The 16,850-nt window shown below is 74.7% G+C and carries 8 protein-coding genes; 1 reads left to right on the top strand and 7 read right to left on the bottom strand.

Annotated elements, in window-relative coordinates:
- Positions 1-3 precede the first annotated feature (3 nt).
- From ACGFT1_RS28400 to ACGFT1_RS28370, 7 genes are all read right to left on the bottom strand, one after another.
- The gene (locus ACGFT1_RS28400) at positions 4-2,211 is read right to left on the bottom strand and encodes a CDP-glycerol glycerophosphotransferase family protein (RefSeq protein ID WP_373911825.1); all 2,208 of its coding nucleotides are present in this window, start codon (positions 2,209-2,211) and stop codon (positions 4-6) included.
- Positions 2,212-2,217: 6 nt separating this feature from the next.
- Complete coding sequence (locus ACGFT1_RS28395) at positions 2,218-4,419, bottom strand: CDP-glycerol glycerophosphotransferase family protein (protein ID WP_373911824.1); 2,202 nt, start codon at positions 4,417-4,419, stop codon at positions 2,218-2,220.
- A gap of 125 nt (positions 4,420-4,544) precedes the next feature.
- Positions 4,545-6,761 carry a CDP-glycerol glycerophosphotransferase family protein gene (locus ACGFT1_RS28390; protein WP_373911823.1) on the bottom strand — a complete coding sequence of 739 codons (2,217 nt, stop codon included), beginning with the start codon at positions 6,759-6,761 and terminating at the stop codon, positions 4,545-4,547.
- A 188-nt stretch (positions 6,762-6,949) separates the two neighbouring features.
- A complete protein-coding gene (locus ACGFT1_RS28385) occupies positions 6,950-7,861 on the bottom strand; it encodes a carbohydrate ABC transporter permease (protein ID WP_373911822.1) in 912 nt (303 codons plus the stop codon).
- Complete coding sequence (locus ACGFT1_RS28380; protein ID WP_373911821.1) at positions 7,858-9,138, bottom strand: carbohydrate ABC transporter permease; 1,281 nt, start codon at positions 9,136-9,138, stop codon at positions 7,858-7,860. The genes ACGFT1_RS28385 and ACGFT1_RS28380 overlap by 4 nt, the downstream gene beginning before the upstream one ends.
- Before the next feature lie 70 nt (positions 9,139-9,208).
- Entirely contained in the window at positions 9,209-10,588 is a 1,380-nt protein-coding gene (locus ACGFT1_RS28375) for an ABC transporter substrate-binding protein (RefSeq protein WP_373911820.1), read from the bottom strand.
- A 182-nt stretch (positions 10,589-10,770) separates the two neighbouring features.
- Positions 10,771-14,610 carry an FHA domain-containing protein gene (locus tag ACGFT1_RS28370; protein WP_373911819.1) on the bottom strand — a complete coding sequence of 1,280 codons (3,840 nt, stop codon included), beginning with the start codon at positions 14,608-14,610 and terminating at the stop codon, positions 10,771-10,773.
- Positions 14,611-14,981: 371 nt separating this feature from the next.
- Here ACGFT1_RS28370 and ACGFT1_RS28365 point away from each other — a divergent pair, with 371 nt between their 5' ends.
- Complete coding sequence (locus ACGFT1_RS28365; RefSeq protein ID WP_373911818.1) at positions 14,982-16,781, top strand: serine/threonine-protein kinase; 1,800 nt, start codon at positions 14,982-14,984, stop codon at positions 16,779-16,781.
- The last annotated feature ends 69 nt before the right edge of the window (positions 16,782-16,850 follow it).

Below are 16,850 nucleotides of genomic sequence, written 5' to 3'. Positions count from 1 at the left end.
CGGTCAGGCCGACGCCAGCGTGTCCGGGGCCGCCGCCTGCCCCGGGATCCGCGCGGACTCCGCGTCCGGCACCGGCTCGCCCAGCAGCAGGGTCCGTACGACCCGTTCGGCCGCCCGCCCGTCGTCGAACTCGCAGAACCGGGCCCGGAACCCCGCCCGCAGCCGAGCCGACTCCTCGTCCCGCCACGCGCCCGAGGAGAACAACCCGGCCAGCTCGTGGTAGGAGGACGAGACGTGGCCCGGGGGCTCGGCGGTGATGTCGAGGTAGGTGCCCCGGCTCGCGGTGTACGCGGGCCGGTCGTCGGCGTGCACCACGATCGGCCGGTCGAGGTTGGCGTAGTCGAACATCACCCCCGAGTAGTCGGTGACCAGCACGTCCGCGGCGAGCAGCACGTCCGCCACAGGGAGTTCACCGGTCGCGTCGACCACGATGCCGCGCCGGTCCAGCTCGGTGAGGCCCAGGCCCCGCGCCGGGCCGTTCGCCAGGGACGGATGCAGCCGCACGACGAGTGTGTGGCCCTCCCCGAGGTCGGCCGCGAACCGGGCCAGGTCGACGCGGTCGACGTAGCCGCTGCGGCGGTAGTCCCGGCGGGTCGGCGCGTACAGCACGACCGTGTGGTCGGCCGGGATGCCGTGCCGCTCGCGGAAGTCGCCGGTGCCGCCTTTCACCAGGACGTCGTTGCGCGGGCTGCCGGTGCGCACCGAGGTGAAGTGGCAGGGGAAGGCCCGTTCCCAGACCAGTTCGGAGTGCCGGTTGGCGACCAGGCTGTAGTCCCAGCGGTCGGCCCGGCGCAGCATCTGCGGCACGTCGAAGCCGAGCCGGGCACCCGGCCTGTCCAGCAGGTCGGCGCCCAGGTACTTCAGCGGGGTGCTCTGGTGGGTGTGGATGTGCACGCTGCCGGGCCGCTTGGCCAGGGAGCCGGGCCAGTTCACGTCGTTGACGAAGAAGGCGGCGCGCGCGGTGACCTCAAGATAGCGCCGGGAGCCCATGATCACGTGCTCCACGCCGGCCGGCAGCCTCGCCGCCGTCTCCGCGTCCCGCACCACCCACACGCCGCGCAGCTGCGGGGCGATCTCGCGGGCGGCGGCGTAGACGGCCGCCGGGTCGCCGAGCAGGCCCTGGTGCGAGGACGCCGAGTAGACCACGAGGTGCGGGTCGAGCGGCCGGCGGGCGTGCAGCGACGCCCAGCCGGCGCGGGCCCGGACGCCGGCCGCCCGGCGCACCTGGACCGCCCGCCGTGCCGCCTCCCGGCCGGCCCGCGCCGTCTGCCGCCGCAGCCGGTACCCGGTCCAGGAGCCCTCCAGCACGGCGACCTCGCCGTCCACCCGGGCACCCTCCGGCCGGTGACGGCGGAACAGCTCCGCCGTGCGCCGGAAGAACTCGGCCTTGTCGGCGGGCGGCAGCCGGTCGGGTTTGGCGAGGATGTCCAGGCAGTGCTCGCCCATCTTGCGGTGCAGGTACGGCCGCCAGCCGGCCAGCTCCGGGCGCTGCCCGACGAAGGCGAAGACCCGTTCGTACTGGTCGTGGATGTCGAAGTGCTTGCGGCTGGTGGTGGACAGGATGTTGCCCTGCCGCCGCTGCCGGTAGTTCAGGCAGATCCGGTCCAGCGCGGCGATCCGGCGGGCGCTGAGCAGGACCGGGAACGTCCAGGGGGTGTCCTCGTAGTAGCCGGGCGGGAAGGCGAAGCCGTTCTCGGCGACGAACTCGCGCCGGTAGACCTTGTTCCACACCACCATCAGCAGGTCCAGGATCTCCGGGCGCGCGGCCGCCGTGAAGGGTTCCGCCCCGGCCTCGGTGAGGATGTGCGAGAGGACGTTGCGCCGGGTGCCGCCCCACCAGTACGTGCGCGCGTAGTCGAAGACGAGCACGTCCGGGTCGGCGGACTCCGCGAGCCGGTCGGCGATGGACTCCAGCGCGCCCGGGGTGAGGGTGTCGTCGCTGTCCAGGAAGAACAGGTAGTCGCCGGTGGCGTGCGGGATCCCCGCGTTGCGGGCGCGGCCGAGGCCGGCGTTCTCGGGCAGGTGCAGCACCGTCACCCGCGGGTCGCGCGCGGCGTACTCGTCCAGGATCGCGCCGCAGCCGTCCGGGGAGCAGTCGTCCACGGCGATCAGCTCGAAGTCGCCGTAGGACTGCTGGAGTACCGAGTCCAGGCACTCGGGCAGGAACGCCTGTACGCGGTAACAGGGCACGATCACACTGAAGCGGGGCACGGCGGGTCAGCTCCTCACGAGGGTCGCGGCGGCGGGGGCGGGGACGCGTTCCGCGAGCGGGACCACGGGCGGCACCGCGTGGGGCGGTTCACCGAGCAGCACCCGCCGGACGACCCGTTCGGCGGCCCGCCCGTCGTCGAACTCGCAGAACCGCTCACGGAACGCGGCCCGCAGCGCCCCGGCCTCCGGGCCCGCGTACGAGCCGTCACGGAAGACGGCGGCCAGTTCGTCGGGGGTCCGGGCGACCGCGCCGGGCGGCTCGGCCATCAGGTCGAAGTAGACGCCCCGGGTCTCCCGGTAGACGTCCCAGTCGTCGGCGTACACGACGATCGGCCGGTCGAGGTTGGCATAGTCGAACATGATCGACGAGTAGTCGGTGATCAGCGCGTCCGCGGCCAGGCAGACGTCCTCTGCGGAGCGGTGCGCGGTCACGTCGATGATCCGCCCCGAGCCCCGGGAGCGGCCCCGGTCGTAGAAGTAGTGCGCGCGTAGCAGGACGACGACGTCCTCGCCGGCCGCCTCGCAGAACGCCTCCACATCCAGGCCGGGCGCGAAGCCGCTGTGGTGGTCGCGGTGGGTCGGCGCGTACAGCACGGCCGTGCGGCCCTCCGGGACGCCCAGGTCCCGCCGGATCCGCGCCACGTCGTCGGCGGTCGCCGTGCAGTAGACGTCGTTGCGCGGATAGCCGTACTCCAGATGCTCGTAGGAGCCGGGGAAGGCGCGCTCCCACATCCGGGTCGAGTGGCGGTTGGACGACAGGTTGAAGTCCCAGCGGTCCACCCGGCCCAGCAGCTTCGCGAAGCTGCCGGACTGCGCGGCCACCACCGGATACGCCGACTGGTCCACGCCCATCGTCTTCAAGGGGGTGCCGTGCTGGGTCTGGAGGTGCACGCTGCCCGGCCGTTTGACGACGCCCTCGGCGAAGTTGGCGTTGTTCACCAGGTACGTCGCGCGGGCCAGCACCTCCCAGTAGCGGCGGGAGCCGATCACCGCGTACTCCACGTCCTCGGGCAGCGTGTGCTCCTGGCCGGCCTCGACCAGGAACACCGAGCGCAGGTGCGGGGCCAGTTCGCGGGCCTTGGCGTGGATCGCGGCCGGATTGCACGCGTAGCCGCGGCCCCAGTAGGCGCAGTACACGACGAGGTTCGGGTCGAGCGGGCGGCGCAGATCGCGGGCGTAGCGCAGCCGGGTGAGCGGCATGTGCGGGCGGGGCAGTGCCTCGGCGGTGCGGGCGGCCACCTGGTTGGCGCCGCGCAGGGCGCGGAACGCGCTGTACGCCCCCGCGGCCAGCAGCCGGTGCTGCACGCCGAGGCTGCCGCCCGGTGTGCGGTGGCCGGCCGGCCGGTGCCGCCGGTGCAGGCGGGCCGCGCGCCGGAAGAACGCCCGGTGCCCGGAGGGCAGCCGTTCCGGCCGGGACGCCGTCTTCAGCACCACCGCGAACAGCTGGTCGAACAGCGGGCCCGTGCGTTCGGCGGGCAGGCCGCGCTCGGCCGCCACCACCAGGACCCGTTCCACCTGGTCCAGCAGGGCGTGCTGGTGCGGGCCGGGCAGGTTGAGCCGGCTGCCCTGGCGGCGCAGCCGGTGCCGTACGACGGCCTGGCGCAGCACCGCGATCCGCTCGGCGGCGAGGGTGACCAGCCCGCCCCAGCCGAGGTCGGTGAAGTGGCTGTCGGGGAAGGCGAGGTCCCGCTCGACGAGGAAGTCGCGGCGGTAGGCGGCGCTCCACGCGGGCAGCTGCACGCCGGTCAGCTCGGGCAGCCCGGCGGGGGCGAAGGCGCCCTCCGGGGCCTTGGCGAGCAGGGGGGCGGCCGGGTCGGTGGGCTCGCCCTCCCACCAGGGGACGCGCTCGTGCCCGGCGTAGAGCACGTCCACATCGCCGGTCCCGGTCAGCCGGGCGTCCAGTGCCGTGAGAGCGCCCGGCAGCAGCAGGTCGTCGCCGTCCAGGAACAGCAGGTACGTGCCGGTCGCCGCCCGCATCCCGGCGTTGCGCGCCCCGCCCAGGCCGTCGGACGGCGGCGAGTGGACCGGCGTGACCCGGGAGTCCCGCCCGGCGTACCCGGTGCAGACCGTGGCGGCCGGGGCGCCGGGGCCGTCGCAGACGGGGATCAGCTGGAGGTCGCCGAAGGACTGGCCGAGGACCGAGTCCAGCGCCTGGGACAGCCGGCCGGCGACCCCGTGGGAGGGGACGATGATGCTGAAGCGGGGCATTCTGATCTTTCTGTCGTCGTGCGGACGCGGCCGGGCCGGCCCGCCGGACGCCAGGTGGACGGCCGGCTCGGGGTGGGCCGCGTCGAGCCGAGGGGCATGGGAACTCCCGGAGGGACCAACGGTGTTCAGTGGCTCTCGGTGACGGGCAGGGGGCCGGAAGGTCGTGCCGCGGTGACCGCCGGGACGTGCGCGCCGCCCGCCGGCGCCGGAGTGCGCTCCCCGGGCGGCACCACCGGCGGCAGGTCCGTCTCGCCCAGCACCACCCGCCGTACGACCCGCTCGGCGGCGCGCCCGTCGTCCCACGGGCAGAACCGCTCCCGGAACACCGCCCGCAGCCCCGCCGCGCGCGTGCCGCACCACAGCCCGGTGGCGAAGACGTCGGTCAGCTCGTCGTCGCTCCGCGCCACCGGACCGGGCGGGCAGGTCCCCAGGTCGAGGTAGGTGCCGTGCACCGCCTCGTACGCCTCCCGGTCCGGGGTGTGCAGCACGATCGGCCGGTCGAGGTTGGCGTAGTCGAACATGACCGGTGCGTGGTCGGTGAGCAGCGCGTCCGAGGCCAGGCACAGGCCGGCCGGGTCCGGGTGGCCGGAGACGTCGATGATGCCGTTGCCCCGGACGGGGAGGTGGGTGCGGGCAAGGACCACGAAGCGCGGGCCCAGCCGGAGCAGCAGCCGCTCCAGGTCGAGCGGCGGGCACTGGGTGCGCAGGTGTGCGCGGCGGGCGGGCGCGTACAGGATCGCGACCGCCTCCTCCGGGACGCCCAGCGTCGCCCGCAGCCCGGCCACGTCCGCGGCCGTCGCCCGCTGGAGGACGTCGTTGCGGGGCAGGCCGTACTCCAGCGTGGTGTAGCGGCCCGGGTGCGTCCGCTCCCAGGTCAGGGTGGTGTGCCGGTTGCCGGACAGGACGTGGTCCCACTGGTCGACGCCTCGCAGCAGCTCCGCGAAGTCCGTGCCGCGGGCCGCCGCCGGACGCTCCAGCAGGTCCAGGCCGGTGTGGGCCAGCGGGGTGCCCCGCCCGGTCTGCACGAAGACCTGTCCTGGCCGCTTCCGCATCCGCGCGTCGAAGCCGGCGTCGCCGACCAGGTACCGGGAGCGGGCCAGCGCCGTCCAGCAGGCGGCCGTGCCGGGCCTCAGCGGGCGCGGACCCGGTGGGGCCGCCCGCTCCTGCCCGGGACGGACCAGCCACGCGGTCCGCACCTGCGGGGCGTGTACGCGGAAGGCCGCCTCCAGCGCGGCCGGGTCACCGCCGTACCCCTCGTGCGCGGTGAACACCGCCCGGTCGGCACGCAGCGGCAGGCACAGCTGGACGCGGTAGTGCAGCCGGAGCGCGGCGGTGCGCAGCCCGCGGGCCGACCTCCCCGCGGCCCGTCTCGCGCGCCGGCGCAGGGCTGCGGCCAGCCGCAGCGCCCGGAAGGTGCGGTGCAGCCCGAAGCGGACCAGGGCGTGCCGCGGCTCCAGCCGCACGCCGGGCACCCGGTGGCGTCGGCACTGGGCGCGGGCCCGGCGCAGGTACGCGCCGTGGCTGCCGCGCGGCAGCCGGCCGCGCCTGCTGAACACCACGGCGTGGTGGTCGAGCATCCGGCGGTACAACTCCGGTTTCCAGCAGGCCAGTTCCGGATGCTCGTCGACATACGCGAACACCCGGTCGTACTGCTCGAACAGGTCGAAGTGCTTGTGGCTCGTGGTGCCGAGGATGCTGCCCTGCCGCCGCTGGCGGTAGTGCACGCACACCCGGTCCAGGGTGGCGAGCGACCCCGCGGTCATCAGCACCGGGAAGGTCCACGGGGTGTCCTCGTAATAGCCCGGCGGGAACCGGAAGCCGTGCCGCGCGACGTACTCCCTCCGGTACGCCTTGTTCCACGCCACCATCAGCACTCCGAGCAGCCCCGGCCGGTCCGCCAGGCGGAACGGTGCCGGTCCCTGCTCGGTGAGCCGCCCGGCGAGCTGGTTGCGCACCGTCCGGCCGTCCCAGTACGTGCGCGCGTAGTCGAACACCAGGACGTCCGGGTCACCGGTCTCCTTGAGCCGGCCGGCGACCGCCCGCAGTGCGTCCGGGGTGAGGGTGTCGTCGCTGTCCAGGAACACCAGGTAGTCGCCGGCCGCCTGGGCCATGCCCGCGTTGCGCGCCTCGCCCAGGCCCTGGTTGGCGGCCAGGTGTACGGGTTTCACGCGCGCGTCCCGGGCCGCGTAGTCGTCGATGATCGCGCCGCAGGCGTCGGGTGAGCAGTCGTCCACGGCGATCAGTTCCAGATCGGGGAAGGACTGCGAGAGCACCGAGTCCAGGCACTCGGAGAGGTACGCCTGGACCTTGTACGCGGGGACGATGACACTGAACCTGGGCAAGGGGCATCCATGGGTCGGACGGCGCGGGCGTTCTGCCCGGCAACGCCCGACGGGGTGACTTGGTTACGGCGCGTACGGCATTCGGGCTACACCGGGCCGAGGTGCCGCCCGGTGGAGCTGCCTCCGAAAACCCGTGAAGGGGCGGGCCGTTGCCGGCCCGCCCCCGCCACGATGCCCGAGTCCGGCGGTTACTTGACCGCCCCGGCCATCACCCCGGACACGAACTGCCGCTGGAACGCGAAGAACACGGCCAGCGGGATCACCATCGACAGGAAGGCGCCGGGCGCCAGCACGTCGATGTTGTTCCCGAACTGCCGTACCTGCGTCTGGAGGGCGACCGTGATGGGCTGGGTCCCCGACTTGGTGAACACCAGCGCCACCAGCATGTCGTTCCACACCCACAGGAACTGGAAGATGCCCAGCGAGGCGATGGCCGGGCCGCCCAGCGGCAGCACGACCCGCGCGAACAGGCGCAGTTCACCCGCGCCGTCCAGCCGCGCCGCCTCCAGCAGCTCCCGCGGGATCTCCGCGAAGAAGTTCCGCAGCAGGAACACCGCGAACGGAAGACCGAACCCGGTGTGGAACAGGATCACCCCGAAGATCGTCCCGAACAGCCCGATCCTGCCGAACAGTTCGGCGATCGGGATCAGCGCCACCTGCACGGGCACCACCAGCAGGCTCACCACGCCCAGGAACCACCAGTCGCGGCCCGGGAACTCCATCCAGGCGAACGCGTACCCGGCCAGCGCGCCGATCGCGACGACCAGCAGGGTCGCCGGGACCGTGATCAGCACGGTGTTCACCAGCGAGTGCGTGATGTCACCGTTCTCCAGCAGCTTCCGGTAGCTGTCCACGGTCAGCTGGGACGGCTTGCTGAGCACCGTCCACCAGCCGCTCGCGCTCATGTCCTCCGGGGTGCGCAGCGAGGAGATGAGCAGGCCGATGGTCGGCACCAGCCAGAACAGGCCCACCACGACCAGGAACGCCTGGACGAGCCCGCCGCTCAGTTTCTCCGCGATCCTCCCGCCGAGCGACCGGCGGGCCGTCACCGGCGCCCCCGCGCGGGCCGTCTTCCCGATGCTGTCGGCGGTCGCCGTCATCGCCGTACCTCCCGCCTCAGCCTGCGCATGTTGAACAGCATCACCGGGATCACCAGCAGCAGCAGGAACACCGCGATCGCACTGGCCACGCCCGGCCGCCCCTCCGCGAAGCCCTTGCGGTACAGCTCGAGCGCCAGCACGTTCGCGTCGTCCTGCGAGGAGCCCGGCGCGATGATGAACACCAGGTCGAACACCTTGAGCACGTTGATCATCAGCGTGACGGTGACCACCGCCAGGACCGGGGCCAGCAGCGGCACGGTGACCCTGCGGAACACCTGCCACTCGTTGGCGCCGTCGACCCGCGCCGCCTCCAGCAGCTCCCGGGGCACGCCCGCGAGTCCGGCCGCGATCAGCACCATCGCGAAGCCGGCCCACATCCACACGTACGACCCGATGATCGCCGGGGTCACCAGCGCCGGGCCGAGCCACCCGACCCCGCCGTACGGCTCCCGGAAGTTGTCCGCGGGCAGCCGCAGCCGGGCCCCGTCGGCCGACGCCGGCAGGGTGAACGTGCCGTCGCCGGACGCCCGCGCGGTGGCGACCACCTTGCCGCCCTTCACCGCCTCCACGCGCATCCCCGCGTACCCCAGCTCACCCGGGTCCGGCGCGCCCAGCCGGCCCACACCCTTGCCTCGGGTGAAGTCCTGCCAGGTGGTGCCGGTGATCCTGCCCGGCTCCGCCGTCGCGGCGGCGGCCTTCTTCGCGCCGTCCGGCATCTGGTCCGGCGCGACACCGACGAGCGGCAGGACGACCGGCCGCCCGGCGTGGACGGCGTCCTTCGTGACGAACCCGCCGCCCTCCGCGACGAGCGGCGACTCGCGCCCCGGGTGGGCCTTGGGGAACGCCGACGACTGCGCGAACGTGTCGTGCACGCCCACCCACACGGCGTTGGCGACGCCCTTGTCCGGGTCCTGGTCGTACACCAGCCGGAAGATGATCCCGGCGGCCAGCATCGAGATCGCCATCGGCATGAAGACGACCAGCTTGAACGCCGTGCCCCAGCGGATCCGCTCGGTCAGCACCGCGAAGATCAGCCCCAGCGCGGTGGAGACCGTCGGCGCGAACACCACCCAGATCACGTTGTTCTTCAGCGCCGTACGGATGCCGTCGTCGGTGAACAGGGTCCGGTAGTTGTCCACACCCGTGAAGCGGTCGCCGGAGGAGTCGAAGAAGCTCCGGACGACCGAGTACCCGATCGGGTAGACCACGAGCGCGCCCAGCAGCACCAGGGCGGGCAGCAGGAACAGAGCTGCCACGGCCCTGCGGGTGCCGGTCACGCCTCTGCGACCGCGGGGCGCGGCGGGGCCCGGTGGGGCCCCGGCCGCCGCTGCCGACGCCATCGCCGGATCAGCTCCCGGTTCCGTACGCCGCCGCCGCGTCCTTCTCCAGCCGCGCCTGGGCGCCCGCGACATCGGCCGGGTTCTTCAGGAAGTCCTGGAGGTCCTTCCACTCGCCCTTGCCGGGGGTGCCGCCGAAGGCCTGCGGGGCCTGGTCGGACATGTCGAAGCGGAAGTCGTCACCGGAGGCGATCAGCGCCTTGGCGATCTTCTGCTGCACCGGGTTCGGGTACGCCGACACCGGCACGCTCTTGTTCGGGGAGAGGTAACCGCCGAGCTTCGCCTGGATCGTGGCCGCGTCCGGCGAGGCGAGGAAGGTGGCCAGCGCCTGGGCCGCCTTGGAATCCTTCAGGATCACCGCCGCGTCGCCGCCGGAGACCACGGGCGCCGTGGAGCCGACGGCCGGGAACGGGAACACCTTCGCGTCCGTGCCCACCTTCGCCTTGGTCTCACCGATGTTGACCTGCACGAAGTCACCCTCGTAGACCATCGCCGACTTCGGCTGGTCGCCGCCGGTGAACGTCTGGGTGACCGACTGGGGGAACTCCGTCTGGAGTGCGCCGTTCTGGCCGCCCGCCAGGTAGTCCTTCTTGCCCCAGATCTGGGCGAGGGTGGTCAGCGCCCGCTTCACGGACGGGTCCGTCCACTTGATCTTGTGCTGGGCGAGCTGGTCGTACTTCTCCGGGCCCGCCTGGGACAGATAGACGTTCTCGAACCAGTCGGTCAGCGGCCAGCCGTCCGCGCCCGCCACCGAGAACGGCGTGACCCCCGAGTCGTACACCGCGCGCGAGGCGGTCAGCAGGTCCTGCCAGGTCTTGGGCTCCTTGGCGCCCGCGTTGCCGAAGGCGGTGGAGTTGTACCAGATCAGTGACTTGTTGGCGGCCTTGTAGTAGACGCCGTACGGCTTGCCGCCGACCGAGCCGATGTCCTGCCAGCCCTGGGAGTAGTTCTTCCGCAGCTCCTGCGCGGCCTCCGCTCCCAGCGGCTTGGCCCAGCCCTTCTGCACGGCCTGCTTGATCGCCCCGGGCTGCGGCAGCATCGCCACGTCCGGCGGCTGACCGCCCGCGATCTTGGAACCGAGGAAGTTGATGATCGGGTCCTGCGCGGGCACGAAGGTCACCCTCGCGCCCGTCCGCTTCTCGAACTCGGCCAGGACCCGCTTGAAGTTCTTCTGCTCCTGGCCGGTCCAGACGGCGGCGATCTCCAGATTCGCGCCGTCCAGCTTCGGCAGGGTGACGGTGGAACCGGTGGCCGAGCCGGTCTTCTCCCCGCTGCCCTTCTTGTCGTTGTCACTGCTGGAACACGCGGTGAGCGCCAGGGCTCCCGCGAGCAGTGCGGCGAGCGCGGTGGCGGGCCTGTGGATCCGGACGGTGCTGCTCTTGCTGCGCATCGATGCCCCGTTCGTCGTTCTCCGTTGAACGTCGGTGTCCAGGAACGGCTCTTGAACGTCATAAGACTGTCCCGTGCGCTCCGGTGTACGCCGGGCCGCTCCGGGCGGGCAAGAGCGCCTGCCCGGTCGCCCCGCTCATCGTGACCCGCTCGTGACCAGGGACGCATGCGCCACGCTTCCGGCTACAGCAGCGAGGGCACCTCCGCCGCCCCCACCTCCCGGGCCGCCCGCTCCACCGCGCTCGCCAGCAGGGCCAGGTCCGTCGGGCCGTTGCCCAGCTCCCGCACCGGACGGCGGGCCGGCGGATCGCCCATGCGCTGCCAGTCCAGCGGGACCACCGTCGGCCGCTGCGTCGCCGTCCGCGGGATTCGGCCCGTCACCCGGCCGCCCTGGAAACCGACGGCCCGCCCGTCCGCGTACACCACCGTGCCCCGCCCCGGCGCCGGCTGCTCCGGCCCCGCCAGCGGCGCGTCCAGCGTGACCCGCAGGACCGCCCGGCGCGCCGGTTCCGACTCCGCGGTACGGCCACCGGTCCCGGCCGCTGCCACCAGGTGCACACCGAGCCGCTCGCCGTCCCGGGCCACGGCCTCCAGCGCCCGCATCACCGACCCGGCGGCGGGCCGGCCCGGCGAACCGAGCGGGGGAGCCACCAGCGCGTCCAGGTCGTCCACGACCACCACCAGCCGGGGCAGTGCCACCACCCCGGCCCGCCGTCGCGCCGCCGCACCGGGCCGCAGCCGCAGCGTGGAGCTGGGCGGGCTCTCGATGTCTCCGGCGGCCGGACCGCGCTGCGCGGCGGCGGACGCCCGGTACACGGCGGCGTCCTGGTGGGCCGACGCGCGCGGTGCGGCGTCCGCGCGGACCGGCGCCCGCTGGGTGACCAGCCGGCCCGACACCTCCCGGCCCGTGTGCCACTGCGCGAAGTCCGTACGGCCCAGCAGCTCCGCCCGCCGCTTCAGCTCGGCGGCCAGCGCCTGCGCGAACTCCCGCATGCGCACGGGGTCGTTGGCGATGAGGTGCGTGGTGACGTGCGGTATGTCGGTGCAGACCCGCAGGCCCTCGCCGCGCCCCGCGCCGGTGCCGACCCCGTCCCGGCCGTCGAGCAGGACCACCGCCAGCCGGTCCGGCCGCTCGGCGGCGGCCAGCGAGGCCACCACGGCCCGCAGCAGCTCGGTACGGCCGCTGCCGTCCGGTCCCTCGACCAGCAGGTGCGGTCCGTCGGTCACCAGGTCCGCGCCGACCGGCCCGTGCGGACCGGCACCCAGCACCGCCCGCGCCCGTCCGCCCGGCGAACCGGTGTCGTCGGCGGCGTCCGCCCAGCGCGCCATCAGGGACGCCGGGGTGGCCCGGGCCAGCCCCAGCTCGTCCAGCAGCCGGGCCGACTGCGGCAGCGGTACGGCCACGCGCGCGTGTCCCTCACCGGCCGGGCCGTCCGGCCGCAGCGGCGCCAGCGCCCGCGCGAACCGCTCCGCCCAGGCGGCGGAGACGGCGTCGACCCCGGCGAGCGTGCCCGGGCCGACGGGTCCGCTCGGCGCGACCCGCAGCAGGTGCAGCGCGGCGGCGACGTCCCCGCCGAGCAGGGCCACGGCACCGCAGTGCCGGAACGTCGGCGTCACCGCGCAGGCGTCCTCGTACGTGCTGGTCACCGGGGAGGCGGGCGAGGCGGGCTCGGTCTCGGCGAGACACACCACGTGTATCCCGGCCCGCGGCCCGGCCGTGGCCAGCCGCGCGAGGGCGTCCCGCAGCGCCGAACCGCCGGGATCACCGTCCACGACGACGACGGTGTACGGCCCCGGGAACCCACCGACGCCGGCCGGCCCGGCCCCGTCCTGGGCCCAGGACGGGCGCCGGGCGCCGGTGCCCTGTGACGCGGGGGCGGGAGTACGGGGGGAAGCGCCGGGTGCGGTCCCCGTGGGCGGTATGGACATGCCGTGCGGGTCGCCGGGCGTGCCGTACGGCGTGCTCCCTCCCGGGGTGCCGGACGCCGCGGCGGCCGTGGGGCGCGCGGGGCCGGGGTGGGCGGCGGTCCGGCCCGACGCCGCGTGGTCCTCCACCCGGCGCAGCAGCTCCTCCGTGCGGGCCGCCGCCTGCTCGCGGTCGTAGGCCAGCAGCAGGCGGCAGTCCTGCCCGTGGCCCGGCCGGACATGCGGGAGCCAGCCCAGCCAGGCCCACTCGGCCGTACGGTCCGCCACCGGACGGGACCGGTCGGCGCTGATCAGCACGATCTCCAGGAGATCGGGGGAGTGCAGGGCGGCGAGCTGGGCCAGCACCGCGCGGGCCAGGCCGGACAGCCGGGGGCGGGGACCGGCCAGCCCGAGCGCCCCCGCCTCACGCAGCGCGGCGGTCACCGGCACCGCGGGCAGCAGGCCCGAGCCGTCGGGCGCCCTCCGGTCGGCCGTGCCGAGCCGCACGGTCAGCGCTTCGGGATGACCCGGCCCGCGCTCCCACAGCCGGGGGCCGGGGCCGAGTGCGGTCAGCAGCAGGGCGGCCGGGTCCGGCCACGTCTCCGGCCGCTGCGGGACACCGGCCGGCTCGGCCCTGCCCGGGCCGGCGGCCGTACCGGCGTACGCCTCCCGGCCGTCCGGCTGCTCAGCGCGCCCACCGGCAAGGCGTCGCGCCCAGGCGCCGAGGCCGCGCCGCCGGCCGGCCGGCGCGGCCGTGCCGCCGTACGGGGCCCCGTCCGGGCCACCGGGTCCGCCGACACCGAACCGCCCGGCGTGGGTGTCCCCGCCGTCCCCGCCCGGACGGCCCCCGCGGGACCCGGTCCCGGCCGGCTCCCCGCCCCCGTACCCGTACCCGTGATGCGTGCCACCGGCCGAGGAGCCCCCCGCACCGCCCGCGTGCCCCGACGCCCCGGCACCGCTCCCACCGGCCGGGCCCGGACTCCCGCCACGACCCGTCCCCGCCGCGGACGACACGCCTGCACCGGGCCCACCGGCACCCGAGAGGGCCGACGCGCCCGCACCGGTCCCGCCGCCCGGAGATGACGCGCCCCTACGGGTCCCGCCGGCCGGCGATGACGTGCCCGCACCGACCCCGCCGACCCCGCCACCGCCCGAAGGCGGGACCCCGGCACCCGCACCCGCGCCGAACGAGGGCGAGCCACCGGCACCGGACCCCCCGGCCCGCGCAGCCGCACCCGCGCCCGCCGACGGGGAGGCCACCCCGCCGAAGCCACCCGCGTCGGCGCTCGGAACCGCACCGGCCGACGGCGGGACTCCTCCACCAGGGCCACCCGCACCCGCCGACGGCGGGACTCCCTCACCAGGGCCACCCGCACCCGCCGACGGCGAGAGGCCCCCACCGACACCACCCGTGGGCCCCCCGCCCACGGCCACCCGCACGCACCCCTCCCCGTCAGGCACCGCGGCAACCCGGGCCGCGGGAGCCGGCCCCCCCGTTCCCCCCGACGGAGCGAGCCGCAACGCGGACTCCCCGACCCGCAGCAACCCCCCGGCGGGAACCCGCACCGGTTGTTCCCCCACCCGGACCCCGTCGAGCGACGTACCGTTCGTGGAGCCGAGGTCGGCGACCGAGACGCGGCCGTCCGCGCCGACGGTGACCGCGCAGTGCAGGCGGGAGACGTCGGGGTCGTCCAGCGGGACGTCCGCCTCGGCGGAGCGGCCGACGGTGATCCGGCCGCCGTGCAGCAGATGGACCCCGCCCGCGTCGGGTCCGGCGACCACGTGCAGCTGGGTGGGGGCGTCGGCCGGCTCGGGATGCGGCTCGGGCACGGCCGGCGCGCCGAGGGACAGCACGGCGCCGTCGACCAGCGGGGGCTCGCCGAGGGTGGCGCGGCGCGGGTCCAGCCGCTCGGTGCCCGCGTAGAGGACGACGGCGGCGCTGCCGCCGTCGCGGCCGGCGCCGGGGCCGCTCTCCCCGGTGACCGCCCCGGCCAGCGCCGAGGCGACCGCGGCCAGCTCCGTGCCCACGGGCGCCGTGACCAGCACGTCACGACTCGCGGCGCGGCCCCGCTGCGGGGAAGGGCCCAGCGGATCTACGACGGTCAGCCGGATCTGCATCGGCGTCAGCGGTCCCTTCTGCGCGGGTCTGCGCGAGCGCGGACTTCCCCCCACCCCGCACGAGCACGTCGGCCAGTAACTGCTGGAGGCATCCTCGCACCTGCCGCTGACAACGCGCCCCGGACCCGGTGAGAAGTGATCTTGATTGGTCGGCTCTGCCCCCAAAAGTGCCTGACCGGCATCCCGCCCGTGATCAGTTGAGATCGGTCACGTCCACCTCTGGCAACCACCGGACCGGACCCAGCGTCTTTCCTTCGAACATGCCCGGGAACGCGTACGTAGTGCCTTGAGGGGCCGCACTACAGTGGTCCGGGACACCGGAACGCAGGCGAGCGACAGCGAGCCGCAGCAATCAGCAGGGAGCGCGTGACGTGCGGCCAGTCGGCAGCAAGTACCTGCTTGAGGAGCCGCTCGGACGCGGCGCCACAGGCACCGTCTGGCGTGCCCGCCAGCGCGAGACCGCGGGCGCCGAGGCGGCCGTGCCCGGCCAGCCCGGCGAGACCGTCGCGATCAAGGTCCTCAAGGAGGAGCTGGCGAGCGATCCGGACATCGTGATGCGCTTCCTGCGTGAGCGCTCCGTCCTGCTCCGGCTCACCCACCCGAACATCGTCCGGGTCCGCGACCTGGTCGTCGAGGGCGACCTGCTGGCCCTCGTCATGGACCTCGTCGACGGCCCCGACCTGCACCGCTACCTGCGTGAGAACGGCCCCTTCACGCCGGTCGCCGCCGCGCTGCTGACGGCGCAGATCGCCGACGCGCTCGCCGCGAGCCACGCCGACGGGGTGGTCCACCGTGATCTGAAGCCCGCGAACGTCCTGCTCAAGCAGTACGACGGGCAGATGCACCCGATGCTGACGGACTTCGGCATCGCCCGCCTCGCCGACTCCCCGGGCCTGACCCGTACCCACGAGTTCGTCGGCACGCCCGCGTACGTGGCGCCGGAGTCCGCCGAGGGCCGCCCGCAGACCTCGGCCGTCGATGTCTACGGCGCCGGCATCTTGCTGTACGAGCTGGTCACCGGCCGTCCGCCGTTCGGCGGCGGCACCGCGCTGGAGGTGCTGCACCAGCACCTGAGCGCCGAGCCGCGCCGCCCGTCCACCGTCCCCGACCCGCTGTGGACGGTCATCGAGCGCTGCCTGCGCAAGAACCCCGACGAGCGGCCCAGCGCGGAGAACCTCGCGCGCGGGCTGCGGGTCGTCTCCGAGGGTGTCGGTGTGCACGCGAACGCCGCGCAGATCGCCGCCGCCGAGGGTGTCGGCGCGCTGCTGGCCCCCGATCCGGCGCCGGCCGCCGTCCCGGGGGTGCCCGGCGCCGCCGACGCCACCCAGGTCCTGCCGGCGAACGGGCCGCAGGGGGCGTACGACCCGAACGGCGCGACCAGCGTGCTGCCGCACACCGGCGGTCCGGCGGGCGCCGCCGATCCCACCGCCGTGCTGCCGAGCACCGGCGCCGCGGACCCGACGGCCGTCCTGCCGCCCGTCCCCCCGGGCGGGCAGGGCCAGTACGGCGGGCAGGACCCTTACGGTCAGCAAGGTCAGCAAGGTCAGCAAGGTCAGCAAGGTCAGCAAGGTCAGCAAGGTCAGCAGGGGCAGCCCGAGCAGCCGCATCCCTGGCAGACGCAGCTGCGGGCCGCCCGCGACCGCAACGACCAGACACAGATCCAGTACCTCGGCCCGGACGAGGACCCGCTGCGCCGCCGCCCCCAGCGCCAGGTGGCCCGGCCCCAGCAGCAGCCGCGCCCGGCCCCGCAGGCCCGCCCGCAGCAGCCGCAGCCGCGCGGCCGGCAGCGCGGACAGGGCGGACCGGGCGGGCAGGGCGCCGGGTACGGCTACCCGCAGCAGCAGCCCCAGCGGTACGCCACGCCGCAGCCCCAGCAGCCCCAGCAGTACGCGCCGCCGGCCCGGCCCGAGCCGCAGCGGCCCGCGCGGGAGCCCCGGGCGCCGCGGCAGCGCGGCGCCAACCCGATGAAGATCCCCGGGCTCGGCTGCCTGAAGGGCTGCCTGTTCACGATCGTCATCCTGGTGGTGGCGAGCTGGCTGGTGTGGGAGCTGACCCCCCTGCACACCTGGATCGGCCAGGGCAAGGGGTACTGGCATCAGCTGAGCGACTGGATCAGCACGGCGAGCGGCTGGGTGAAGGACCTGAGCGGCTCGTCCGGCAGCGGAAACTGATCGCCGGTCTGGAGATTTGTCGACATCTGCCGGGTGATTTCCGTCTCCGCGGTGAAGGTTGGCTCGCCG

Source organism: Streptomyces sp. Y20, from assembly GCF_043195475.1.
GTDB lineage: Bacteria > Actinomycetota > Actinomycetes > Streptomycetales > Streptomycetaceae > Streptomyces.
The sequence above is the reverse complement of the archived record's forward strand: the minus strand, read 5'-3'. Positions and strand labels throughout refer to the sequence as shown.

What these genes read in the sequence shown, in the direction of transcription:
- ACGFT1_RS28375 (WP_373911820.1), bottom strand. Translation starts at nt 10,588, where the DNA reads ATGCGCAGCAAGAGCAGCACCGTCCGGATCCACAGGCCCGCCACCGCG.
- ACGFT1_RS28385 (WP_373911822.1), bottom strand. Translation starts at nt 7,861, where the DNA reads ATGACGGCGACCGCCGACAGCATCGGGAAGACGGCCCGCGCGGGGGCG.
- ACGFT1_RS28395 (WP_373911824.1), bottom strand. Translation starts at nt 4,419, where the DNA reads ATGCCCCGCTTCAGCATCATCGTCCCCTCCCACGGGGTCGCCGGCCGG.
- ACGFT1_RS28370 (WP_373911819.1), bottom strand. Translation starts at nt 14,610, where the DNA reads ATGCAGATCCGGCTGACCGTCGTAGATCCGCTGGGCCCTTCCCCGCAG.